At 63.7% G+C, this 24,024-nt stretch carries 22 protein-coding genes; 8 read left to right on the forward strand and 14 right to left on the reverse strand.

What is annotated here, in order from left to right; genetic code table 11:
• The first annotated feature begins 55 nt into the window (after window positions 1–55).
• From ACYCFC_RS16380 to ACYCFC_RS16390, 3 genes are all read left to right on the forward strand, one after another.
• Window positions 56–733 carry a response regulator gene (locus tag ACYCFC_RS16380; protein ID WP_459652245.1) on the forward strand — a complete coding sequence of 226 codons (678 nt, stop codon included), beginning with the start codon at window positions 56–58 and terminating at the stop codon, window positions 731–733.
• Complete coding sequence (locus ACYCFC_RS16385) at window positions 730–2,127, forward strand: ATP-binding protein (protein WP_459652246.1); 1,398 nt, start codon at window positions 730–732, stop codon at window positions 2,125–2,127. The genes ACYCFC_RS16380 and ACYCFC_RS16385 overlap by 4 nt, the downstream gene beginning before the upstream one ends.
• Before the next feature lie 122 nt (window positions 2,128–2,249).
• Window positions 2,250–2,693 carry a ketosteroid isomerase-related protein gene (locus tag ACYCFC_RS16390; RefSeq protein WP_181085655.1) on the forward strand — a complete coding sequence of 148 codons (444 nt, stop codon included), beginning with the start codon at window positions 2,250–2,252 and terminating at the stop codon, window positions 2,691–2,693.
• Between the two features lie 36 nt (window positions 2,694–2,729).
• Here ACYCFC_RS16390 and ACYCFC_RS16395 read toward each other — a convergent pair whose 3' ends face one another.
• The gene (locus ACYCFC_RS16395) at window positions 2,730–4,775 is read right to left on the reverse strand and encodes a methyl-accepting chemotaxis protein (RefSeq protein WP_459652247.1); all 2,046 of its coding nucleotides are present in this window, start codon (window positions 4,773–4,775) and stop codon (window positions 2,730–2,732) included.
• Between the two features lie 270 nt (window positions 4,776–5,045).
• Here ACYCFC_RS16395 and ACYCFC_RS16400 point away from each other — a divergent pair, with 270 nt between their 5' ends.
• Window positions 5,046–5,390, forward strand: a complete 345-nt coding sequence (locus ACYCFC_RS16400) for a helix-turn-helix domain-containing protein (protein ID WP_181085659.1) — start codon at window positions 5,046–5,048, stop codon at window positions 5,388–5,390.
• 59 nt (window positions 5,391–5,449) lie between these two features.
• On the opposite strand, the gene ACYCFC_RS16405 is transcribed toward ACYCFC_RS16400, so the two are convergent.
• The 10 genes from ACYCFC_RS16405 to ACYCFC_RS16450 form a co-directional block, all read right to left on the reverse strand.
• Window positions 5,450–7,099, reverse strand: a complete 1,650-nt coding sequence (locus tag ACYCFC_RS16405) for a proton-conducting transporter transmembrane domain-containing protein (RefSeq protein WP_459652248.1) — start codon at window positions 7,097–7,099, stop codon at window positions 5,450–5,452.
• Window positions 7,096–8,592, reverse strand: a complete 1,497-nt coding sequence (locus ACYCFC_RS16410) for a complex I subunit 5 family protein (RefSeq protein ID WP_459652249.1) — start codon at window positions 8,590–8,592, stop codon at window positions 7,096–7,098. The genes ACYCFC_RS16405 and ACYCFC_RS16410 overlap by 4 nt, the downstream gene beginning before the upstream one ends.
• On the reverse strand, window positions 8,589–10,013 hold the full coding sequence (locus ACYCFC_RS16415) for a complex I subunit 5 family protein (protein WP_459652250.1): 1,425 nt from the start codon (window positions 10,011–10,013) through the stop codon (window positions 8,589–8,591). The genes ACYCFC_RS16410 and ACYCFC_RS16415 overlap by 4 nt, the downstream gene beginning before the upstream one ends.
• Complete coding sequence (locus tag ACYCFC_RS16420; protein ID WP_459652251.1) at window positions 10,010–10,291, reverse strand: NADH-quinone oxidoreductase subunit K; 282 nt, start codon at window positions 10,289–10,291, stop codon at window positions 10,010–10,012. Before ACYCFC_RS16420 ends, ACYCFC_RS16415 begins: the two co-directional genes overlap by 4 nt.
• Window positions 10,288–11,196 (reverse strand): MnhB domain-containing protein, encoded by a 909-nt coding sequence (locus tag ACYCFC_RS16425; RefSeq protein WP_459652252.1) that lies wholly within the window; start codon window positions 11,194–11,196, stop codon window positions 10,288–10,290. Before ACYCFC_RS16425 ends, ACYCFC_RS16420 begins: the two co-directional genes overlap by 4 nt.
• Window positions 11,189–11,479: a cation:proton antiporter gene (locus tag ACYCFC_RS16430; protein WP_459652253.1), complete on the reverse strand. Its 291-nt coding sequence runs from the start codon at window positions 11,477–11,479 to the stop codon at window positions 11,189–11,191. Before ACYCFC_RS16430 ends, ACYCFC_RS16425 begins: the two co-directional genes overlap by 8 nt.
• The gene (locus ACYCFC_RS16435; RefSeq protein WP_181085673.1) at window positions 11,472–11,723 is read right to left on the reverse strand and encodes a monovalent cation/H+ antiporter complex subunit F; all 252 of its coding nucleotides are present in this window, start codon (window positions 11,721–11,723) and stop codon (window positions 11,472–11,474) included. The genes ACYCFC_RS16430 and ACYCFC_RS16435 overlap by 8 nt, the downstream gene beginning before the upstream one ends.
• On the reverse strand, window positions 11,723–12,214 hold the full coding sequence (locus ACYCFC_RS16440; protein ID WP_459652254.1) for a Na+/H+ antiporter subunit E: 492 nt from the start codon (window positions 12,212–12,214) through the stop codon (window positions 11,723–11,725). The genes ACYCFC_RS16435 and ACYCFC_RS16440 overlap by 1 nt, the downstream gene beginning before the upstream one ends.
• 192 nt (window positions 12,215–12,406) lie before the next feature.
• Window positions 12,407–13,081 (reverse strand): DUF1028 domain-containing protein, encoded by a 675-nt coding sequence (locus ACYCFC_RS16445; RefSeq protein ID WP_459652255.1) that lies wholly within the window; start codon window positions 13,079–13,081, stop codon window positions 12,407–12,409.
• Window positions 13,082–13,304: 223 nt separating this feature from the next.
• Window positions 13,305–13,763, reverse strand: a complete 459-nt coding sequence (locus ACYCFC_RS16450; protein WP_459652256.1) for a YehS family protein — start codon at window positions 13,761–13,763, stop codon at window positions 13,305–13,307.
• 325 nt (window positions 13,764–14,088) lie between these two features.
• Between ACYCFC_RS16450 and ACYCFC_RS16455 the strand changes: the two genes are divergently transcribed.
• Complete coding sequence (locus tag ACYCFC_RS16455; RefSeq protein WP_459652257.1) at window positions 14,089–15,885, forward strand: methyl-accepting chemotaxis protein; 1,797 nt, start codon at window positions 14,089–14,091, stop codon at window positions 15,883–15,885.
• Window positions 15,886–16,065: 180 nt separating this feature from the next.
• Here the strand turns inward: ACYCFC_RS16455 and ACYCFC_RS16460 are convergent, their stop codons facing one another.
• The 3 genes from ACYCFC_RS16460 to thiI all read right to left on the reverse strand — a co-directional run bounded on the left by ACYCFC_RS16460 (window position 16,066) and on the right by thiI (window position 20,846).
• Entirely contained in the window at window positions 16,066–17,202 is a 1,137-nt protein-coding gene (locus ACYCFC_RS16460) for a DUF5610 domain-containing protein (RefSeq protein ID WP_181085683.1), read from the reverse strand.
• Window positions 17,203–17,425: 223 nt separating this feature from the next.
• Window positions 17,426–19,237, reverse strand: coding sequence for a translational GTPase TypA (gene typA, locus ACYCFC_RS16465; RefSeq protein WP_181085685.1), 1,812 nt, complete (start codon window positions 19,235–19,237; stop codon window positions 17,426–17,428).
• Between the two features lie 124 nt (window positions 19,238–19,361).
• Complete coding sequence (thiI, locus tag ACYCFC_RS16470) at window positions 19,362–20,846, reverse strand: tRNA uracil 4-sulfurtransferase ThiI (RefSeq protein WP_459652258.1); 1,485 nt, start codon at window positions 20,844–20,846, stop codon at window positions 19,362–19,364.
• Window positions 20,847–21,210: 364 nt separating this feature from the next.
• Here thiI and glnA point away from each other — a divergent pair, with 364 nt between their 5' ends.
• From glnA to ACYCFC_RS16485, 3 genes are all read left to right on the forward strand, one after another.
• Entirely contained in the window at window positions 21,211–22,617 is a 1,407-nt protein-coding gene (gene glnA, locus ACYCFC_RS16475; RefSeq protein ID WP_181085688.1) for a glutamate--ammonia ligase, read from the forward strand.
• A gap of 253 nt (window positions 22,618–22,870) precedes the next feature.
• Window positions 22,871–23,395, forward strand: a complete 525-nt coding sequence (locus tag ACYCFC_RS16480; protein WP_459652259.1) for a DUF4124 domain-containing protein — start codon at window positions 22,871–22,873, stop codon at window positions 23,393–23,395.
• Complete coding sequence (locus ACYCFC_RS16485; protein WP_459652260.1) at window positions 23,392–24,024, forward strand: DUF4124 domain-containing protein; 633 nt, start codon at window positions 23,392–23,394, stop codon at window positions 24,022–24,024. The genes ACYCFC_RS16480 and ACYCFC_RS16485 overlap by 4 nt, the downstream gene beginning before the upstream one ends.

A 24,024-nucleotide genomic window follows, 5' to 3' on the forward strand; every position in this document is an offset into this window, starting at 1 on the left:
GAACGTTGAATGACGACCGGGCAAGGCCCGGTCGTCTGTATTAGGGAGCACAAACATGAAAGTGCTGGTGGTGGAAGACGAGGCGCTGCTGCGCCACCACTTGCAGACCCGGCTCGGCGAGAGCGGGCACATTGTCGATGCCGTACCCAACGCCGAAGAGGCGCTGTATCAGACCTACGAATTCAATCACGACCTTGCCGTTATCGATCTCGGCCTGCCCGGTATCAGCGGACTGGACCTGATCCGCCAGCTGCGCAGCCGCGGCAAGACCTTTCCGATCCTCATCCTCACGGCGCGTGGCAACTGGCAGGACAAGGTCGAAGGCCTGGCTGCCGGCGCTGACGATTACGTAGTCAAGCCCTTTCAGTTCGAGGAACTGGAAGCACGCCTGAACGCCCTGCTGCGCCGTTCCAGCGGCTTCACCCAGGCCACCATCGAAGCCGGCCCGCTGGTGCTCGACCTCAACCGCAAGCAAGCCACGGCCAACGGCGAGACGCTGGCGCTGACCGCCTACGAATACCGCATCCTCGAATACCTGATGCGCCACCAGCAGCAGGTGGTGGCCAAGGAGCGGCTGATGGAGCAACTCTACAGCGGCGACGAGGAACGCGACCCGAACGTGATCGAAGTACTGGTCGGGCGGCTGCGGCGCAAGCTCGAAGCCCAGTGCGCGATGAAACCCATCGAGACCGTGCGCGGCCTGGGCTACCTGTTCACCGAGCGCTGCCGATGAGCCGACGCTGGCGCCGGCTCCAGGCGCGCGCGCGTACCCTGCTGACCAGCGCCATGTCGTTGCGCCTGCGACTGATGCTTGGCGCCGCAGGCCTGGCCGTGCTGTTCATGCTGGTGCTGCTGCCGGTCCTGCAGGGCGCCTTCAGCCTGACCTTCGAACGGGTCATCGAACAGCGTCTGGCCGCCGATGCCAACACGCTGATCAGTGCCGCACAGGTGGAAAATGGGCGGTTATCGATGCCGGAGCGGCTGCCGGACGAAGAATTCAACCTGCCGGACGCACAACTGCTGGGCTTTATTTATGACCGCCGTGGCGAGCTGGTCTGGCATTCGCGCTCGGCGGCCGACGAGCGCATCGACTACCGTCCGCGCTACGAAGGCCGCATCACCGAGTTTCTGCGCATACGTGACGCAGATGGCGTCGAGTACTTCGTTTACGACGTCGAACTGCATCTGACCGGCAGCCGCGACAACGCCTTCAGCTTCGTCACCATGCAACCGACCAGCGAGTACGTGAGCCTGTTCGAAGAGTTTCGCCGCCAGCTCTACCTGTGGCTGGGTAGCGGGTTGCTGGTGTTGCTGGTACTGCTCTGGCTCGGCCTGACCTGGGGCTTTCGCACCCTCAAGCGGGTCAGCGTTGAACTCGACGAGGTCGAAGCCAGCCAGCGCGAACGACTGAGCGATGATCACCCACGCGAGCTGCTGCGCCTGACGCGCTCGCTCAACCGCCTGCTCGATAGCGAGCGCCGCCAGCGCGAGCAATACCGCAACTCCCTCGGCGATCTGGCGCACAGCCTGAAAACACCGCTCAGCGTGCTGCAGGGCGTCGGCGAAACACTCTCGGCGCAAGCGCATAGCCGCCAGCAGGCGCAGGTGATGCAGGCGCAGATCGAACGCATGAGCCAGCAGATCGGCTATCAGCTGCAACGTGCCAGCCTCGGCAAGAGCGGCCTGGTGCGTCATCGGGTCGAACTCAGGCCGCTGCTGGTCAGCCTCTGCGGCACGCTGGACAAGGTCTACCGTGACAAGCACGTGCAGGTCGACATGCAGCTCGCCGAACCATGCCTGGTACCGATGGAGCGAGGCGCGCTGATGGAGCTGCTCGGCAACCTGCTGGAGAACGCCTATCGCCTCTGCCTGCGGCAGGTGCACATCAGCGCCAGCAACAGCGAAGGTGACCTGCTGCTCGGCATCGAGGATGACGGACCGGGCGTGCCGGTCGATCAGCGGGCGCGGATCATCCGCCGCGGCGAACGCTTCGACAGCCAGCACCCCGGTCAGGGCATCGGCCTGGCGGTGGCCAAGGACATCCTCGACAGCTATGGCGGCGAACTCAGCCTGGGCGAGTCCGGGCTCGGCGGCGCAGCGTTCCGGATCAGGCTCGGCAACGACTGAGCCCGACCCGGCAGTCATCGCGAGATGGCCGGCTCACACCGGCAAAGCGGCTTGCGATGAAGCAGGAGCAGCCCCTAAAGTGCGCGCTCGATCACATCCGACAGGCACCCTGGAGCGCGTATATGTCATTGGACGACTACAAGAAACTGGTCCGCCAACACATCGAACTGACCTGGAATCGCGGGCACATGGCCCTGGCCGAGCAGTTGCACAGCAAGGATTTCCTCTACAAAAGCTCGTTCATCGGACGCTCGCTTTACAGCGCCGAATTTCTCGACATGGTCCGTCAGATCCGCCACGCCATGCCTGAGCTGGAAGTGGTCGTCGAAGAGTGCATCGCCGAGGGCAACAAGGTCGTCACCTGGAGCACCCTGATCGGCACCATCGAGCGCCCCGCGTTCGGCTATCCGTCCAGCGACAAGGTGCTGAGCATTTCCGCCATGGCCTTCTGGACCCTCACGCCCAGCCGGCAGATCGAGGAAATCTGCACCATGTTCGACATGGAAAGCTTTCGCGCCCAGCTGGGGCTCGTGACTCGCCCCTTCGCCGAGAAGGCGTTGCCTTGAGCGAGCCTGGCGACCAGCCGGCGCGCCGGGCGATATTCAACCCGTGATGACGAAACGCGAGGCACGCTGGTTCAGGCTGGCGGCCAGTTGCTTGAGCTCTTCGGCGTAACCGGCTGAGTTCTGTACCAGGAAATTGTTTTCATTGGCCATGGCGGCAATCCTCGCCACATTCTCGGCAATCTCGTGCGAGGCCGTAGTCTGCTGCGCCAGTGCCTCGGAAATGTCGTTGACGGCCCGGGAGACCTGATCGGCACTGAGGCGAATATCGGCGATGCTGCCACCGGCCTGGGTGGCGAACGTAACGCCCTCCTCCACCTGCCTGACGCCGGTTTCCATATTGCACACCGCTTCGCTGGTGCCGTCCTGGATACGACCGATCATGCCTTCGATTTCCTGGGTGGAGAGCGAGGTGCGCTCGGCCAGCTTGCGTACCTCATCGGCTACCACGGCAAAGCCGCGCCCCGCCTCGCCGGCCCTGGCCGCCTCGATCGCGGCATTCAGGGCCAGCAGGTTGGTCTGGCCGGCAATGCCCTTGATCACATCGATGATGGCGGAAATCGCCTGGGATTCCTCTCCCAGCTGGGCAACCGTGGCAGAGGCGTCGCGCACCGCGCCGGCGATGCGCGTCATGCTCCCCACCGTCTGCTGGATCACCTCCGTGCCCTCGCTGGAAACCTGCCCGGAGGAAGCGGAAATTTCCCTGGCATTCTGCGAGTTCTCGGCGACATGGCCGATGCTGGCGTTCATTTCTTCGATGGCCGCAGCCATGGAGGTGGCCGCCTCGCTTTGCAACCCCGATTTGGCGGCGACCTCGCGAGTGGTCTCGGACAGATGGTCGGCGCACTCTCCCACTTGCCGGGCGGCGGTCTGGATGCTGGCAATAGCCTCGCTCATGTTGCCGGCCATCGTCCGGGTGGCGTTGAGCAGCAGTCCGCTTTCATCCTTGCCCTGGGGCGGGATATGCACTGCCAGGTTGCCGCTGGCAATGTGCTGAATTGCGACCACCGCATCAGCGAGGGGCCGGCTGACCCAGCGGCGCACGACCAGCACGCTCACCAACAGCAGCGACAGACCGAGCACGATGGCTCCGATGATCAGCCGGTTACGCACCGCGCTCGCCTCTTCCATCAGATCGTCGCGGTAGAGGGAGGCGCCCACCACCCAATTCCAGGGGGCGAAATGACCGAACGGGACCACCTTGTCCCTGGGCCGGCGCTCGCCAGGATTGGTGAACAGATAGCGGAGGGTGCCTGCCTTGCCATCCACCATCTCACGAATGAAGGCGACACCGTTGGCATCCCTGGCCTCCAGCAGATTGGCGCCCTCCTGGGCCGGATGGATCACCAGGGTTCCCCTGTCCTCACCTGCGTCCACGGCAAAGATATAGCCGGTACGACCGAGTCTGATGCTGCCGATGCGCTCTTTCAGGAATGCCAGTTCCCGGGTGAAGTCCAGGCCGATGAGCAGCACGGCGACGACGCGCCCGGATGCATCCCGCTGCGGCAGGTAGCGGGTCATGTAGTCGCGACCGAACAAGTTGGCCTTGCCGGTGTAAGGCTCCCCCTGCAGCAACCGTGCATGGGCAGGGTGCGCCGAACCCAAAAGGGTACCCACGGCGCGCTCGCCGTCTTCCTTCTTCAGCGAAGTGGCCACCCGGACGAAATCGTCCCCCATGCGGGCGAACAGGGTGGCTACCGCCTGGGTGGTGGCAGTGAAGTCATCGACAATCGCGAAATCAAGGTTGAGCACATGATCGCCGGAGCGCAACAGGGGCGTGACAATACCGCCGATGGCGATGCCCGCCCCCTCATCCAGGCTGAAGCCGTCCGGATAACGGGCGGCCAGTACCTCGCCCAGTCTTTCCGCGCTTTGCTCTGTGGCGCTGTTATAGACCGCCAGCATGTCGATGGCTTGCTGATTACTTTGGCGCACGCTCTCCAGGCTCTTTTCCTCAAGCACCAGGCCCAGCCACAGCACCAGCGCGGTGATGGCGATGGCGAGCAATACCCCCATGCTCAAGAACTGCACCACATTGAGCTTGGCGGCGATCGGCCAGTCGCGGAAGGACGGTAAAGCGGACATCGATTCGACTCCAGTTGGTCAGTGAGAAATGCACGAGGCAGGTGCGGTTGGACTGTGCCGGTGCACCGGCACCAGCAAATTTCACAACGCAGGGACTTGCTTCGAATTTCTACGAATGTCGGCCAGTCGAGTTCGCACCGATCTTTTTATTTATTGTTTTCATTTTTGCTTCAGAACGTCGGAAACCTCTTTAAAGGCTGATGGTCAACCTTAAAAGCCCTTCATGTCAACAAGTTGAGACACCACCATTTAAGTTGAATGGAGGTCAACATGAAAATGAATGAACACGCCTTGGCGCGCGTGGTGGGCAAAGCTATCTCGAAGAGAAGAGTGGCCTGCATGCTCACTCAGGAGGAGGTCGCCGAGCGGCTCAACATTGGCAACGAGGCGGTATCGCGCATGGAGCGGGGCATTGTGATGCCGACTGTGGCGCGCCTGGTGGAACTGGCCGGCATTTTCGACTGCCCGGTGGGTGATCTGCTGATCGAATCCAGCAACAGGGCGGAAGATCAGGGACGCGCGATCACGAATCTCATCGGCACGCTATCGAACAAGGACCGCGCATTCGTACTGGAAATGGTGGCGAGCCTTTCAGCCCATCTGGCAAAGCCGTAACCGCGCGTCGCCTATGCAGATGAGAGGCCTTCCCAGCGGCATTCGCCCACCGGATACGATCACCACAGCCAGCCCAGCCACAGCAGCCCAACCAGCAACCAGGCGCTGACAGTCAGCGTGCCGCCTTCCCAGAAGCGATTCCAGCGCCGTTCGCGCACGCGCCAGCGGTTGCGTTCGAGGTGAATTGTAAGGGTAGGCAACGGCGGTTGGCGCAGCACTCGCGTGATATACAGCGACGCCCACAGTGCCAGGTTAGGCAGCCGTGCCAGGCGCGACGGTACACGCCAACGCAGATGCAACGCCAGTCCAGTCAGAGCCAGCGCGAGCAACAGCGGCCAGAGCGATGCCCACAGCCCAGCTGGATACAGGCTGGCCAGCAGCGACTCGCGCATCACCGGCCAGCCCCATGGCAGCAACAGCGACGCCACGCTGAGCGTCACCCAGGGCAGCCACTGGCCAGCCGGCGGCGGCTGCACCGCATGCTGCTGGTCGCGCCACATCAGCCGGAGCGCGCGCATCAGCAACAGGGCAGTAGCGAAGCTGGCCAGACTCAACCAGGGCACCCAGGCGGCGAACGTGCTTTCATGCCAGGCATCCTTGAGCAGGTATTTCACCGCCGCACCGCTGCTTAGCGGCGCACCCATGATCGCCAGCGCCGGCAGTAGCAATAGCACCCAGGCCAGACGCGGCAGACGCCCTTCATGGACCATTCCCGCCGCCAGGAACAAGGCGCCCTTGGCCAGGCCGTGATGCATGCCGAACAGCAGCAGTACCGCGAGAAGCGCTGCCGAGGGCGCTTCCAGGCTCCAGGCCAGCGCCAGGATCATCAGCATCCAGCCCATCTGGCTCACCGAGGAAAAGGCCAGCACCGCCTTGGATTTTCCCGCACAGAGCCCGAGCGCGGCGGCGTACAACGCGCCGAAGATACCGACCATCAGCAGCGGCGTGCTCCAAGCTGCCAGTGTCGGGTCGGCCTCTGGCATGCAACGCCAGAGGCCGAGGATGCCGGCCTTGAGCATCGCCCCTGAAAGCACCGCACTGGCTGGCGCCGGAGCTTCGGGATGGGCCAGCGGCAGCCATACATGCAGCGGCCAGAACCCGGCCTTCAGTCCGAGACCAAGCAGCAGCAACGCCAGGGTCAGGTCGTCGATCGGCTGCGTCTGCCAGCTGGCGAAGTCGAAGGCGTAATCGCCGGCGTGGCTGCGCAACAGCAGGCCCGCCAGCAGCAGCATCTCGCCACAGATTGCCAGCTGCAGATACAAGCGTCCGGCACGTCGTGGTCCCGGCCCGCGACGATGCACGATCAGTCCGTAGGCCGACAGGCTCATGGCGCTGAAGCCGAGGTAGAAGCTCAGCGCGTCGGTGGCGATGATCAGCAGCAGGTTGCCGGCCAGCGCCAGTTGCCAGAACGCCCAGAAGCGCAACCTGTGTGGATCGCGAGCCAGACTGCTGCTGGCGAACACCGCCGCGCAGCCCCAAAGCAGCGCGGAAAAACCCAGCCAGGCGCGCGTCAGCGCATCACCCGCGCCCCAGCGCACCCCCTCCCATAGCCAGGGTAGCTCCAGCGCTGGCGGAGGTTGCAGTGCCGCCAGCAAAGCCGGCACACAGGCCAGCCACAGCCAAGGCAGGACGTGCTGGCGCAGCATCAGCAGCAGCGCGCCGCCGACCAAGGGCGCGAAGGGCACGAGCAGCCAGAGCCAGGCGCTCACAGGGCGAACTCCCGCTCGACGATCAGCTGGCTCCAGCCCAGCGGGCTCAATGCGGTGGCCGCCAGCAGCCCGACCAGCAACGACAGCAGCGCCGTGATCAGGGGCGGCAGCAGCAACATCCAGTGGGTTTCGAAACGCTCGCCGGCCCAACGGTTCTGCTCCCAGTCAGCCGGTTCGGCGAACCAGCCACGCCAGAGCAGCGGCAGGAAGTAGGCGCCATTCAGCAGTGCCGAACCGAACAGCACCAGCAGCACCCAGTCCTGGCCGACCTGCAGCGCGCCGAGGCCCAGCGTCCATTTGCTGATGAAGCCGGCGATCGGTGGAATGCCGATCATGCCCAGCGCGCCGACGGTGAACGCCGCCATGCTCCAGGGCATGCGCCGACCGACGCCGTCCATCTCGCGGATGCGGTGAATTCCCAGGGTTTCGGCGAAGTTGCCCGCACAATAGAACAGCGTCACCTTCATCAGCCCCTGGTGCACCAGATGCACCAGCCCACCCACGGCGGCAATCGGACCGAGCAGTGCGACGCCCAGGGTCACGTAGGACACCTGGCTGATGGTCGAGTAGGCCAGGCGCTTCTTCAGCTCCTGCTGCTGCAGCGCGCGCAACGAGCCGTAGAGGATGGTCGCCGCCGCCAGCCAGAGCAGCGGACCGGTGAGGTCCAGGCGCGTCAGCGCCTCGGCGCCGAATACGTCGTAGACCACCCGCACGATGCCGAACGCGCCTGCCTTGACCACGGCCACCGCGTGCAGCAGGGCGCTGACCGGCGCCGGTGCGACCATGGCCCGTGGCAACCAGCCGTGCAGCGGAATCAGCGCGGCCTTCACGCCGAGGCCGCAAATCAGCAAGGCAAAGGCCACGCGCAATGCCAGGTCATGCTCGTCGACCTGATCGAGCAGGTAGCCGGCGGCCTGGAAGTCCGGCGTGCCGGCCAGGCTGTGCAACAACGCCACGCCCATCAGCACCAGCGCGCCGCCACCCACTGTGTAAGCCAGATAGACGCGCCCGGCTGCCAGCGATTCCGGCGTGCCGCGATGCACCACCAGCGGGAAGGTCGCCAGCGTCAGCAGCTCGTAGAACAACAGGAAGCTGACCAGATTGCCCGCCAGTGCCAGGCCTACCGTGGCGCTGACGCACAGGCTGAAGTAGCCGAAGAAACGCGAGCGCAGCGGCGCGTCTTCCAGATAGCCGATGGCGTAGACCGTGGTGACCGCCCACAGCAGCGACGACAGCGCGACGAACAGCAGCGACAGCGCATCGGCCTGCAGCACCAGCGGCGCGCCGGGCAGCAGCGGCACACTGAAACGGTACTCGCTGCCCTGGCTGACGCCATAGAGCATGCTGCCGACCAGCAGCAGCTTGAGGGTCACGCCGAGCAGGTTAAGGGTTACACGCAGACGCTGGCGATCCTCGCTCAAGGCGAAGATCACCAGCCCCGGCAGCAACGAGCTGAGCACGATCCCCAGCGGCAGCACGCTGTACCAGTTCATCGACCGAGCCCTCCCAGCCAGAGCAGCAGCGGCTCGCTGATCAGCGCCAGCCCCCAGACCAGCAACGCCGGCAACAGCGCCAGCCACTGGGCCGGACGATCCGGGTGGATGCTCGGTGGATTCGGTCGTGCCCGGTCGAACCCATGGGCGACGACACGGAATACGTAGGCAGAGGACATCAGCGTGCCGAGCAGCACCCCGACGGCCCAGGGCCAGTGTTGCGGACGCTCGAATAGCGGCTGCAGCAGCAGCCACTTGGCCAGAAAGCCGCCACTGGGCGGCAACCCGACCAGACTGCCGCCTGCAACCGCGAAAGCGGCCAGGGCAATCGGCACGTTCTGGCTGGCGCCCTTCATGCCTGTCACCCGCCTGCTGCCCAGAATGCTCTGCAACTCGCCGGCAGCCAGAAACATCGACACCTTGGCCAGTCCGTGGGCCAGCACGAACAACCACAGCGCCGCATGCAGACGCGGTTCGTCGAGATGCAGCAGCAAGCCGAGGGCCAGCAGGGCATAGCCGAGCTGGGCGACGGTGGAATAGGCCACCAGCGTTTTCAGATGGGGTGTCCGCAGTGCCGACCAACCCCCGACAACCAGCGCCAGCACACCCGCCGTGCCGAACAGCAGGCCGGCGTCACGCCCGAATGCTTCCGGCGCGATCTCGCTCCAGAGCAACCAGAGGATATACAGCGGCCCCTTGACCACCAGCGCCGAGAGCAATGCGCTGACCGCGGTCGGCGCCGCCGCGTGAGCCGGCGGCAGCCACAGGTGCAGCGGCCATAGCGCGGCCTTGAGCATCAGCCCGACCGTCATCAGCAGCAGCGCCAAATGAGTCACACCATCGGCCTCGGTCAGCTGCGCCAGCAAGGCCAGATCGAGCACGCCGTAGCGCCCGTAGATCAGCGCCACACCCAGCAGATAGGCCAGCGAACCGGCCAGCGACAGCAGCAGGTAGTTAAGCGCCGACTTCCAGGCCTTTCGCCCGGCCAGCGCCACCAGCGCCACGGCCGCCAGGCTGAGCAACTCCAGGGTCACATAGAGGTTGAACAGGTCCGCCGACAGCCACAGCGCGGCCAAAGCCGCATGCAGCAGGCAGGACAACGGCCAGTAATCCTCGCTGCCGGCGGCATGGGCGATGCGCGCCGCATAAAGCGCCACCAGCAGGTGCAATCCGGCGCTGAATACCAGCAGCAGCGCCGCCAACGGCGTCAGCCGAAAGCGAATCGCCAGCCCGGCCTCCCAGCCACCGATGAGCAGGCTGCGCTCGCCATGATCGAGCACCAGATGCAGCGCCATGATCGCCGCCACCAGTGCGCCCAGGCTCAGCACGATCACCCAGCGCCCGCTATGCGCCGGGCGCAGCAGAATCAACAGCAGTGCGCCGACCAATGGCAGCAGCAGGCTGACCAGCGCGGCACTCATCGCTTGCGCTCCGATGACGAGGCCAGCGCACTGCTCAAGCGCAGCGCCAGCGCGGTGGCGCTGACTGCCACCACCAACCCGGTGACCACCAGCGCCACCAGCAACGGATCGCTCGGGTCGTGGCGCGCGGCCAGGGCAATCATCACCAGAAACACGCCGCTGCCCATCAGGTTGATGGCGATGATCCGCCGCAGCGCCTGACGCAGCGTCAGCAGCCCGTGCAGGCCGATCAGCCATAGCGCAAGACCGACAGCGATCCAGAACAGCATGGCGCTCATGGCTGCCGCTCCGGATCATCGCCGATCACCAGCAGGCTCAGGCTGGCCGCGATGGACAGCGTCGCCGCAGCCTCGATGAAGAGAATCAGCGGCTTGGCCCAGGCAGCCGGATAACGCAGCCAGCCGTCCCCGAACCAGGCGCACGACGCAGCCACGCCGATGAACAGCAGCAGACCCGCCAGCACCAGCAGCCGCAGCGGCCAGAAGCGCCAGCGCAGCGCCGGTAGCGCACCGGCCAGACGCAGCAGGACGATACCCGCCGCCAGCAGCGCGCCCGCCTGGAACGCCCCGCCCGGCGAAGCCGCGCCGCGCCAGAGCACATAGCCGCCGGCCAGCACCAGCAATGGCGCAAGCGTTCGGCTCCAGGCCCGCAGCAACGGCCAGGGTTCGCTCAGTTGCAACCGCACCGGCCCCAGCTGGCGCGCACCGAGCAACGCCAGCAGCAGCACCGCCAGCTCCAGCAGCGTGTCCCAGGCACGGAAATTGAGCAGTACCGCCGTCACCGGATGCTCGACGCCACTGTGCGCCAGCGCGGCATCGATCTGCCGCGGAACCCGCGACTCCAGCTCGCCAAGCGGTGCCAACGGCGGCAACAGCAGGAACAGTAACGGCAGCAGCACCAGCACGGCGGCCAATCGCCGGCGGCCTGGCAGACGTGGCTCGCGGCATTCCAGCGGCTGACGCGAAAGGGCGGCGAACAGCAGTACGCCAGTCAATCCTGCGCCGATAGCCGCCTCGGCCAGCGCCAGGTCGGCGGCACCCAGACGTGCCCAGACCAGCGCCAGCACCAGCCCAAAGGCGATGAACAGCAGCACCCCGGCATACAGCTGGCGCACATGCAGCGCGCCGCCGGCCAGGCCCAGCAGCAACAACCCGAGCACCGCATCGAGCAGCCAGTCAGTCATCGCCGCTCTCCTCGCACTGGCGCGCCAGCAGCTGGCAAGCGGTGGTGCCCGAAGCCAGCACCAGCAACCAGATCAGCAGCATCTGCGCCACTTCCAGCAGGCTGCCCGCGCGCAGTGCAAGCCCGGCGACTACCAGACCGAGGCCGAGGGTATCGGCCTTGGTCAGCGCGTGCAGGCGGCTCAGGGTGTCGGGAAAGCGCAGCAGCCCGATACTGCCGGCGGCAAAGAACAGCAGCCCGCCGGCCAGCAGCAGCCAGCTGAAAAGGGCGAGCAGCTCATTCATGGTGGCTGCGCCGCAGCAGTTGTACCAGTGCGACGCTGATCATCGCCGCCAGCAGGGCCAGCACCAGCGCCGCATCGCGCAGCGCCGGCGCGTCCTGCCACTGCGCCAGCACCAGCAGCAGCGCGGTGCCGGTAGTACCGAACAACTGCACCGCCAGCAGCCGACCGACCCACCCCGGCCCACGCAGCACCCGCCACAGGCCCATGATCAGGGTCAGCAACAGCAGCGCCGAAAACACGGCCATCAGCGCTTCCCACTCGCGCCAAGCAGCCGTTCGAGGCGCTGTTCGAGTTCAGCGATGGTAGCCCGCCAGGGCAAGCGCTCGTCCAGCACGTGGACCTGCATCCGCTCACCATCGATACGCGAGACCAGCGTCCCCGGCAACAGCCCGACCATGGCCGACAGCAACAGACGCATCCGCGGCGACTGGCTGGCAAGCGAATATTGATGCCATGCCGGTTGCAGCGGACATCGAGGATGCAGGGCACGCCACGCCACGTCCCAGCCACCCATGACCATCCTGCAGAGAAAGAACCGGAGAAAGCCTGGCAGAGCCGTCAGCGAGAGCCTCCAGGGCCTGATTCCCAACCACAACGAAAGCCCCACCGCCGACAAAATACTCGGCACCCCCAGCAGCCAGCCGCTGCTGCCGGTGAACAATGCCCAGAGCGCGCCGTAAAGCAACGCCCAGCCCAGTCCATCGGCCCAGCGGCAACGCAATCCGGTCTGGCCCATCACTGTTACTCCTTGGTGGCGAGTCGTTGTGTTGGACTGAGCGCAGCCACGACGTTCCTTGGCTTCCCCCCTCCGGCTTGTTTCAGCGCATTGCGGAAGCTCAGCACTATGAATATAGCGACTGTCGCATTCCGCTGACGGGAGCAAAAAGGATAAGCCGTTGAAGCCGTGCTGCATGCAGGGGAACATGGATCAGACCGAATCCTCTCCAGCGGCTCCGGCGGGGTTGTCGCGAGTCGGCATGCGCAGCATTTCGGGCAATACTTCGCGCTCGAACACCCCATGCAGCCGGCGTAGCTCGGCCACCGGGTCCGGGTGATGGTCAACGCGAATATCCCAGAGCGGATACGCTTCGCGATCGACCACATAGATGGTTGCCGAGGACTCACCATGGCGGTCGCCACCGCAGTCATCACCCGCGGAAAGCGCCTCCAGCAAACGCTCCACCAGTGGCAGGGAACCGGTGCGGTCGAGCGTATCGGCCACCACCTCGAGCACCTGCCTTCCGACCAGCCGATTGCCCTGTGCGGAAAAACCATCGCCGCCGATGGCGCCAGACCAGGGCAGGCATTGAGCCCCGGTCCAGCAATCGGTCCGTCCCCGGCTGTCGATCACGGCTACCTGCCGTTGTGACAGACAGGGGTCGGTACTCTTGAGATGCTCGATCACCTCAGCCGCTGAAAGGCCCTTCCGCAGAAAGTCCAGCCCGTCGATACCCAGATAGGGATTGATCCGCGCCTGGGTTGCCACGGCACCGACACCCGCCGCGGCATGGGCCAGCAATTTACCCACCGCGGGCATGGCGGTGGCGGCGGCGATACCGAACTGGCCGGTCCGTGGACATCTGGCAACTATCGAGAACGTCATGCGGCACCCTGTCCAATGCTTTCACCCGTTTGGCTGCAGCCGTGGCTGGATCGTTCCGCGCGCCTATTGCATTCACACTCGATCCCGCTCACCCAGGCGCCGCTAAACGATGCTTGCGCAACATGCGGCCAGGGCTGGAGTGCTCGGTACAGGGGCCATGCTGGCGATGAATGCCAGGGTGATGCGCCGACGCCATAAAGGCTTCGGCACCGGCACTGGCCGATTATCTGCAGCGCAGCGTCAGGCCCTTGAGGAAGTTGCGCAGCAACTGATCGCCGCATGCGCGGTAGTTGCTATGCCCGGCCTTGCGGAACAGCGCGCTGAGTTCCGGCTTGGATATCGGGAAATCGGCGGCCTTGAGAATCTCGTGCATATCCTCTTCCTTCAACTCGAAGGCCACGCGCAGCTTCTTCAGGATCAGATTGTTGGTAATGGGCAGCTCTATCGGCGGTGCAGGCCGGCTTTCGTCCCTGCCGCGCTTGTAGATCACCAGCCCATCGAGGAAGTACGCCATGATACGGTCGCCGCAGGGCTTGTAACCGACCTCGTCCTCCTTCTTCAGGTAGGCCAGCATTTCAGCTTCGGGAATTTCGCAGCCTGTGAGCTGGGCGATCTCGGCCATTTTCGCGTCGCTTGCGTTCAGGGTATAACGCAGGCTGCGCAGGACATCGTTGTTGAGCATGAATATTCCTTCCGGGCGATTGAACCAGGCAGGAACGCTGCCAACGGTTCAGCCATTCGATTCGTTGCGTCCGCCACAGTGGCTGACAGGTGGTTTTTCGACAGCCTCTCAGCGGCAACCGGAAGCCAGTTGGGCAAGTATATAGCGGCCACCCCCGTGTAAAGGTGCAGATCATTGGCGTCAAAATATTCATATTTGCGCCCGGGGTGCCGATATTGATCGAAGACATCGGAAAACATCTGCACGCCCCTATGCTGCATGCCGAATCCGCCGTGCACTCAGCGCTTCTGCAAACGCATAACAAGAACATGACGAGGAAATATCGATGGGCATCCTGAAGGAGTTGTACGAGTGGAGCGAGAAGACCTTCTGGAATTCTCTGAGCAAGAAGCTCGCGAGCTTTTTCCTGCTCTACGCGATCAACCTTGGCTACCTGTACATCTACCTTGAGCAGAAGCACTACATCGCCGCTGCGCTGGCCAGCGATGATGTCTCCGCTGAACTGGCGGCGCGCATCAACGCCTCGCTGGATGGCGGCCTCACGGCGGTCATCATCCTGAGCGTGCTGGGGCTGGTATGGCTCGTCGGGCAGACGCTCTACCTGCGCCACCTGATCCTCACGCCGGTCCGCTCGATGATCGCGGCCTTCAACGAAATCGGCGACGACGGTGGCGACTTCTCCCAGAACCTTCAACCTCGCTCCCACGATGAATTCCGTGAACTGGCCGAAAGCTACAACCGCTTCGCCGCGCAGATGCGCCAGGTCATCAGCGAAATCCGCAAGATGACCATCCCCATCGCCCGCGAGGCCCTGCTGGTCAAGACCCGCATCGCCGACACCGGCCAAAGCGCCCGCGAGCAGGTGAGCATGACCGAAACCGTATTCACCGCCAGTACCGAGGCCACCGCAGCGATCAGCGAAGTGTCGCGCAGCACCCAGATCATCTCCGACTCGACCAACGCCAACCTCGAAAACGCGCGGGTTTCGCTGGGCGAGATGCAGGACATTTCCCGCAAGATCAACCAGGTTGGCGACAAGGTGCAGACCTTCAACCAGACCGTCGAGGACCTGTCCCAGCGCTCGGCCAGCATCAACCAGATCGCCGCGCTGATCCGCGACGTGGCCGACCGGACCAACCTGCTGGCGCTCAACGCCGCCATCGAAGCCGCCCGCGCCGGAGAGGCCGGGCGCGGCTTCGCCGTGGTCGCCGATGAAGTCCGCACCCTGGCCGAACGTGTCAACAAGGCCTCGGTGGAAATCTCCGGCAACATCGACACCATGCTGAAACTGGTCAGCCACACCCGCGAAGCGAACGACGAAATCAACGCCGATGTGCAACAGACCCGTGACGTGGTCAGCCGCTCGGCGCAGCAGTTCGAAGAGATGGTCGCAGACTTCGAACAGACCGGCGTACAGCTGCTGCATATCGCCAGCTCCATGGAAGAGCTTTCCGCCTCCAACGTTCAGGTGCACGAGAACGTCACCCACATCCACCAGCTTTCAGCGGACGTGGCCAGCCACATGAGCGACTCCGAGACACGCACCGGGGAGCTGGCTCAGGACACCGAAGCCGTTCAGGAACTGGTCTCGCGCTTCAAGATCGGCATCGGCGTATTCGATCTGGTCGTGGCCAGGACCCGCGAACTGCGCGATGCCCTGCAGGCGGAGCTGATCGAGATGAGCCGCGAAGGCATCGACGTCTTCGACCGCAACTACCAGCCGCTCGGCAACAGCGTACCGCCCAAGTACAAGCTGGCCTGGAGCGAAGCCTTCACCCAGCGCTGCCAGAAACACCTGGAAGCCGGCCTGGCCGCCACACCCGGCTGCAACTATGCGGTCGGGGTCAACGTCGATGGCTACCTGTCGGCGCACAACCTGAAATTCTCCAAACCCCTGACCGGCGACCAGGCCACCGACTTGGTCGGCAACCGCTGCAACCGCAAATTCGAAAACCCCGGCGAACTGCGCGCCGCGAAGAACACCACGGCCCTGCTGGTACGCACCTATATCCGCGACACCGGCGAGCTGCTCTGCGACCTTGCCATGCCCATCTACATCAACGGCCGCCACTGGGGTAACGCCCGCGTCGGCTGCGCGATCGATGCGCTGCTCAATGACTGAAAAACCGTGCCGTATCCTGCCGGCATCTCTGTATGGCCGGCATGAATGTCAGCGCCCCCAAAACATTCCTGTCGGCACGGCCATCAGACTCTCATCGAAGCACACGACCTGCTCGCCGTTTATCAGCACCGCAGGGAGTCGCTCAGGGCATCCAGCGGCGCGGCTTGCCATCGAGCATGATCAGCTCGCGGCAGCGCCCTTTCCGGCCTGACCATCAAGCAGCGCCTGCAGGCCATCGAGCAGGCTGCGGTTGAGGCTTTCGGCCTTTTCCAGGCGGGGAAGGTCGAATCGCTCGTTGAGCGAGAAGCCACCCTTGAGCAGGTCCTTGAGCAGGCCACCGGCGTCTTGCGTCAGGCCGCTGGCACTGCGCAATGCATCGAGCAGGCCCTGCGCATACGCCTGCAGGTCGGTGTTGACCGCACTGGCGCCCTGCCCGGCCACGGCGCCGTAGGCATCGGTGGCCTGGCGCACGCTGGTCTGGGTCAGGTGCAGTGACATCGACGCCAGTTGCTCACTGTCCATGTCCAGCGCCATGGCGCGATCGAAAGCGCCGGCCAGGTCGCCCACATAGAATTTCTCGGACAGCTCCTGTACCTGGCTGAAGAGTTTCTCCAGCGCCTTGATCTCGCCATCGTCCAGCTCGCCTTCGACACTGACCTGCCAACCGCCGATCTGCAGGCTGCCGGACTGACTGCTCGCCACCACAGCCGTAGAGCCGCCATTGCCAGCCACAGCGAAACCCTTCTGCGTCCAACTGGCCGAAGCCTGCGCCACGGAGATGCGCAGACGGTCACCGTCGCGGGTGGTGACGGACAGCTCGAAGGTTTCCGCCAGGGCGCTGAAGCGCTCGCTATAGCCGCTCAACGCAACCTTGTCCGCCATTGCCGGCGCGCTGCCGAAACGCTTGTCGAGGCCACTCAGGCCATCCTGAATGCGCGCGTAGGTGTCATCGATATCGCTGGCGACCTGGCCACCCAGCACCCCCATGCCATCGAGAATCTTGCGGGCCTCGGCGAAGCCCTTCTCCACGCCATCGCGGGCCTGGCCAAGCAGCTTGTTCAGCCTGGCCGGATCGGCACCGGCAGCCGCTTCTTGCTGCAGGCGTTGCTCGATGAAACCCAGCACTCGCTCAGCGACCTTCTCGGGCGTGAAATCATCGCGCTTGCCGTTGAGCGCCCCCGGCTGCAGCCCCAGCTTTTCAGTGAGCCGATTGGCCAGAGTGGCCTGGGCATCGGCGACATCGTTACGCGCTGTGGCGGGCTGGCCGGCTTGCGCGGCACGGGAAGTGGAAGAGTTGAGCGAGGCCAGAGGATTCATGGCTAAGGGACCCAGGCAGGTTATCTGCTGAGGTTAGCGGCAACGACGGGGCACACTTTAGCCTTATCGATTGACGGCCCCTTGCCTGTCCCAACCCAAGCCCCGGTAAGACAAGGCAGCAGATAGCGGGATGCAAGACTGACGAATGCGGGACACCCGCATCACCTGAACGAAAAAGCCCCCGCCAGCTCACGCTGACGGGGGCTTTCAGCTACCGCTGAACTCAGTTCTTGGCGGCGCGCTTGCGCTGGTTCTCGTCGAGAATCTTCTTGCGTAGGCGGATCGACTTGGGCGTCACTTCGACCAGTTCGTCGTCGTCGATGAACTCCAGAGCCTGTTCAAGGGTGAACTTAATCGGCGGCACCAGGGCGATGACTTCATCCTTGCCGGAGGCGCGCATGTTGTCGAGTTTCTTGCCCTTGGTGGGGTTGATCACCAGGTCGTTATCGCGGCTGTGGATGCCGGCCAGCTGGCCTTCGTAGATTTCCTGGCCGGGTTCGAGGAACAGCTTGCCACGGCTCTGCAGGGTTTCCAGCGAGTAGGTCAGCGCCTTGCCGGTGGCCATGGAGACCAGTACGCCGTTCTGCCGGTTGGTGACTTCACCGCCCTTGATCGGCCCGTAGTGGCTGAAGGTAGAGGTGAGGATGCCGGTGCCCGAGGTCATGGTCAGGAAGTTGTTGCGGAAGCCGATCAGGCCACGCGCCGGAATGGTGTATTCCAGACGGATGCGGCCCTTGCCGTCCGGCGCCATGTTGGTCAGATCGCCCTTGCGCAGGCCCATCTGTTCCATCAGCGCGCCCTGATGCTGCTCTTCGATGTCGATGATGACGTTTTCGTAGGGCTCCTGCTTCTCGCCGTCGACTTCCTTGATCACCACTTCCGGACGGCCCACGGCCAGCTCGAAGCCTTCACGGCGCATGGTTTCGATCAGTACCGACAGGTGCAGCTCGCCACGGCCGGAGACCTTGAACTTGTCCGCCGAGTCGCCTTCCTCGACGCGCAGGGCGACGTTGTGCAGCAGCTCCTTCTCCAGACGCTCCTTGATGTTGCGGCTGGTGACGAACTTGCCTTCCTTGCCGCAGAACGGCGAATCGTTGACCTGGAAGGTCATGGATACGGTCGGCTCGTCGACGGTCAGCGGCGGCAGCGCCTCGACGTTGTTCATGTCGCAGAGGGTGTCGGAGATGAACAGCTCGTCCATGCCGCTGACGCAGACGATATCGCCGGCCTGGGCTTCGGCGACTTCGACACGCTGCAGGCCGGAGTGGCCCATGATCTTCAGGATGCGGCCCTGGCGCTTCTTGCCGTCGGCGCCGATGGCGATCACCGGGGTGTTGGTCTTAACCTTGCCGCGAGCGATACGGCCCACGCCGATCACGCCGAGGAAGCTGTTGTAGTCCAGCTGGGAGATCTGCATCTGGAACGGACCTTCGGGATCGACGTTCGGAGCCGGGACGTGATCGACGATGGCCTGGAACAGGGCGTCCATGTTGTCGGCCAGGTTCTCATGATCGAGACCGGAAAGGCCGTTCAGGGCGCTGGCGTAGACGATCGGGAAGTCCAGCTGCTGTTCGGTGGCGCCGAGGTTGTCGAACAGGTCGAAGATCTGGTCGACGACCCAGTCCGGGCGCGCGCCGGGACGGTCGATCTTGTTGACCACGACGATGGGGTTCAGACCGGCCTGGAAGGCCTTCTGGGTCACGAAGCGGGTCTGCGGCATCGGGCCGTCGATGGAATCGACTACCAGCAGTACGCAATCGACCATGCTCATGACGCGCTCGACTTCACCGCCGAAGTCGGCGTGGCCGGGGGTATCGACGATGTTGATGTCGTAGTCTTTCCACTTCAGCGCGGTGTTCTTGGCCAGGATGGTGATGCCACGCTCCTTCTCCTGGTCGTTGCTGTCCATCACACGCTCGTTTTCCAGCTCCTTGCGGTCCAGGGTGCCGGACAGGCGCAGGAGTTTGTCGACGAGGGTGGTCTTGCCGTGGTCGACGTGGGCGATGATGGCGATATTGCGGAGATTCTCGATCACTGTTTGTTTACCTGAGTAAGAGACTGGAAGCCTTGAAAGCCGAAAGCGAATAGGAAAGGACGCACATCCCGGTCGGGAGGCTGCTTGCGTCGGATGACCACGCGGTTGTTGGACCAGTCGCTCATTACGTCCGGCTTCCAGCTTCCAGCGTCCCGCGCGCGGGCCGATAGACCCGCACATTCTGATGCCCCTCGCAGAGCAGATGATGAGCATGCAGGCGGCTCATGACACCTTTGTCGCAATACAGCAGGTACTGGCGGTTCCCGTCCAGTTCCTTGAAGCGATTGTTGACGGCGTAGAACGGCAGTGTCTGCACTTCGATGCCGGCCAGTTGCAGAGGTTCGTCCTCGGCCTCGTCAGGATGACGAATGTCGAGAATGACCTGATTGGCTGTCGGCTCCGACACGTGCTCGACCTGGATATCCTCGCCCAGCTCGTCGATCACCTGGTCGATGGCCACCTGGCGGGCATTTTCCAGGGCGCGCTCGAGCACCCTCATGTCGAACTGTTTTTCTTCGTGTTCGATACGGTAGCGCTTGGCCCTGGTGGTCGGGTTCTTGGAGATCACGCCGCAATACTCGGGCATGTTCTTGGCGAACTCGGCGGTGCCGATCTCGAACGCGGTGTTGATGATGTCCTGCTTGTGGGCGGCGATCAGCGGGCGCAGCACCAGCATGTCGGTAGCCGAATCGATCACTGCGAGGTTGGGCAGCGTCTGGCTGGATACCTGCGAAATCGCCTCGCCGGTGACCAGGGCATCGATGCGCAGGCGCTCGGCGATCTGCGTCGAGGCGCGCAGCATCATGCGCTTGAGCACCACGCCCATCTGGCTGTTGTCGACCTTTTCGAGAATCTCGCCGACCACTTCCTCGAACGGCACGCTGATGAATAGTACGCGGTGCGAACTGCCGTATTTCTTCCATAGATAGTGGGCGACTTCCATCACGCCCAGCTCGTGGGCACGACCACCGAGGTTGAAGAAGCAGAAATGCGTCATCAGCCCGCGGCGCATCATCTGGTAGGCGGCCACGGTGGAGTCGAAACCGCCGGACATCAAGACCAGGGTCTGCTCCAGCGCGCCCAGCGGATAGCCGCCGATGCCGTCGTGCTGGGCATGCACGACGAACAGGCGCTGATCGCGAATTTCCATGCGCACTTCGATCTCGGGCGCCTTCAGGGAAATCCCCGCCGCGCCGCACTCTTCGCGCAGACGGCTGCCGACGTGGCGCTCGACATCCATCGAGCTGAACGCATGCTTGCCGGCACGCTTGCAGCGCACCGCGAAGATCTTGCCCGGCAGACGGTCGGCGAAGTGCGCGTGGCACTTCTCGAAGACGTCATCCAGATCGCCCAGCGGGTATTCATGAACTTCCAGGCAATGGCCGATGCCCGGCGTGCAGCGCAGGCGCTCGATCATCTCGCGCAGCACTTTCGCATCGCTGAGCGCGGTTTCCACCTCGATGTTGTCCCACACCCCTTCCACCCGCAGGTCGGGATCGAGTTCGCGCAGCACGGTGCGGATGTTCTTCGCCAGCTGGCGAATGAAACCCTTGCGTACCGGCGGGCTCTTGATGGTGATTTCGGGGAAAACCTTGACGATCAGCTTCATGAAAAAGAGCGCACGCGCCTGCATGGCATAAAAAGAGGGGGGCGGAGTATATCGGAATCTGATCAACTTTCAGGCAGTTTTCTGCCAAGCAGTTGAAAAACTGCCTGCCGGCGTTTTTTGCTCCCAAATCGCTCGAAAAACCCAAGCCGCGCACTATTATGGTGCGCCAAACAGGCGATGACGGTCGGGCTGGAATTCACGCCCCGGAAAAGCGCCCCGACTCAGGCACTTCTTGTCCATAAAAGAGCAATGGCACGCAATTTGCTCTCTTGTGAGGCAGGTCGCCTTTGGCGGAACATCGCCGCCCGGCTTCACCCTGCTTCGGAAGCATCCCTGTCAGCGCTTCCACTATCTGGAGAACACCATGTCGAAGTCGCTTCAACTGATCAAAGATTACGATGTGAAGTGGATTGATCTGCGCTTCACCGACACCAAGGGCAAGCAACACCACTTGACCATTCCGGCTCGCGACGCCGAGGACGAGGATTTCTTCGAGCACGGCAAGATGTTCGATGGCTCGTCCGTGCATGGCTGGAAAGGCATCGAAGCCTCCGACATGATCCTGATGCCCGTCGACGAAACCGCCGTGCTCGATCCGTTCACCGAAGAGCCGACACTGATTCTGGTCTGCGACATCGTCGAGCCGAGCACCATGCAGGGCTACGACCGCGACCCGCGCTCCATCGCCAAGCGCGCCGAGGAATTCCTCAAGACCACCGGCATCGGCGACACTGTGTTCGTCGGCCCGGAGCCGGAGTTCTTCATCTTCGATCAGGTGAAATTCAAGTCGGACATTTCCGGCTCGATGTTCAAGATCTATTCCGAGCAGGGCTCCTGGATGACCGACCAGGACGTCGAAGGCGGCAACAAGGGCCATCGCCCCGCCGTCAAGGGCGGCTACTTCCCGGTTCCGCCGTGCGATCACGACCATGAAATCCGTACCGCCATGTGCAACGCCATGGAAGAGATGGGCCTGGTCGTCGAAGTGCATCACCACGAAGTGGCGACTGCCGGCCAGAACGAAATCGGCGTCAAGTTCAACACCCTGGTGAAAAAGGCCGACGAAGTCCAGACCCTCAAGTACTGCGTGCACAACGTCGCCGACGCCTACGGCAAGACCGCCACCTTCATGCCCAAGCCACTCTACGGCGACAACGGCTCGGGCATGCACGTGCACATGTCCATCTCCAAGGATGGCAAGAACACCTTCTCCGGCGAAGGCTATGCCGGCCTGTCCGAGACCGCGCTGTACTTCATCGGCGGCATCATCAAGCACGGCAAGGCGCTGAACGGCTTCACCAACCCGTCGACCAACTCGTACAAGCGCCTGGTTCCGGGCTTCGAAGCCCCGGTGATGCTGGCCTACTCGGCGCGCAACCGCTCCGCCTCGATCCGCATTCCGTACGTGTCCAGCCCCAAGGCTCGCCGTATCGAAGCACGTTTCCCGGACCCGGCTGCCAACCCTTACCTGTGCTTCGCCGCACTGCTGATGGCTGGCCTGGACGGCATCCAGAACAAGATCCACCCCGGCGATGCCGCCGACAAGAACCTCTACGACCTGCCGCCGGAAGAAGGCAAGCTGATCCCGCAGGTGTGCGGCAGCCTGAAGGAAGCGCTGGAGGAACTCGACAAGGGTCGCGCCTTCCTGACCAAGGGCGGCGTGTTCAGCGATGACTTCATCGACGCCTACCTGGAGCTCAAGGGCGAAGAAGAGATCAAGGTGCGCACCTTCGTGCATCCGCTGGAATACGACCTGTACTACAGCGTCTAAACAGCAGCTATACATCACAAGGCCTCCTTCGGGAGGCCTTGTCGTTGATGGCGCAGGATTGTTCGCGGGCATGGCCCGCTCCTACGGGTTCGTGAACATTGACGCCTCTGCTCCCCACGGCTCATTCGCAGCTGAAGCCGGCCCGCCTCCACGCAGCGCCGCACATCGACAGCGCCACAATTCACACCGTTCGAACTTGCCTGTCGGCCCAAGCGGTGCAAGGCTTCAGCCTTCAAACCTCGCGGAGCTTCCCATGCGCACTGCATTGTTCAGCCTGCTTCTGATTCTGAGCGTCCCGGCCCTGGCGCAGATCTACAAATACACCGACGACAAGGGCAACACCGTCTTTACCAACCAGCCACCGGATGGCGTTGTGGCGGACGAGGTGAAGTTGCCGCCGGCCAATACCGTGCATATCAAGACGCCCGAACCGCCGCCGCCACTGGCCGACGACCGCCAGGACGAACAGCGGCAGCCCTACCGAATCCTGGCGATTGGCGGCATCCCGGATGATGAAGCACTACGCGCCAACAACGGCACCTTCACCGTCACCGCACACCTCGATCCGGCGCTGCAACAGGGCCACCAGCTGCGTTTTCTGCTCGATGGCATACCGCAGGCGCCGGCCAGCCGGTCCACCTCGCTGCAGCTGAACAACATCGATCGCGGCACTCACCAGCTGGAAATCGAAGTGCTCGCAGGCGAGCAGGTGCTGCAACGCACCGCAGAGACCTTTACGGTGCAGCGCGTCCATACCTCCAGCCCAGCACATCGATGAAGCGATATGCCCGGTTCGGGACGCTTGGCCTGCTGCTGACGCTCGCGCTGCCAGCAACAGGCCAGATCTATTCCTATATCGACGAGCAGGGCAATCGCGCCTTCACCGACCGCCCCGGCGGACGGGTGGTCGAAGCGGTCAAATCCAGCCCCACCAACAGCATGCCGGCGCCGCCGGTCGCAGCCCCCTCGCCGGCCAGGGAAAAAGTCCGCAGCGAATCCGTGGCGGTCTACCAGCGACTGGAAATCCTGCAGCCGGAGCCGGACGCCACCCTGCGTAATAACGCCGGCTCGCTGGTCGTCAGCGTGATCAGCGAGCCGGCCCTGCAACCCGGCCATCAATACCGGCTGCTGCTGGATGGTAATCCGATCGCCACCAGCGATGGCGCGACCCTTGCGCTGGAAAGCATCGACCGCGGCAGCCATCAGCTGGTTGCGGAAATCATCGACAGCCAGGAGCAGGCGCTCCTGCACAGCCCACCACGCACCTTCCATATGATGCGCACCTCGCTTGCGCAGCGACGCATGGTCAAACCCTGCCAGAAGGACGATTACGGCGTTCGCCCGGAATGCCCGCTGAAGGACAAACCGCCCAAAAAGAAAAATATTCCTTTCGTGCCCTTTCTGTGA

The organism is Stutzerimonas sp. NM35, from assembly GCF_054604355.1.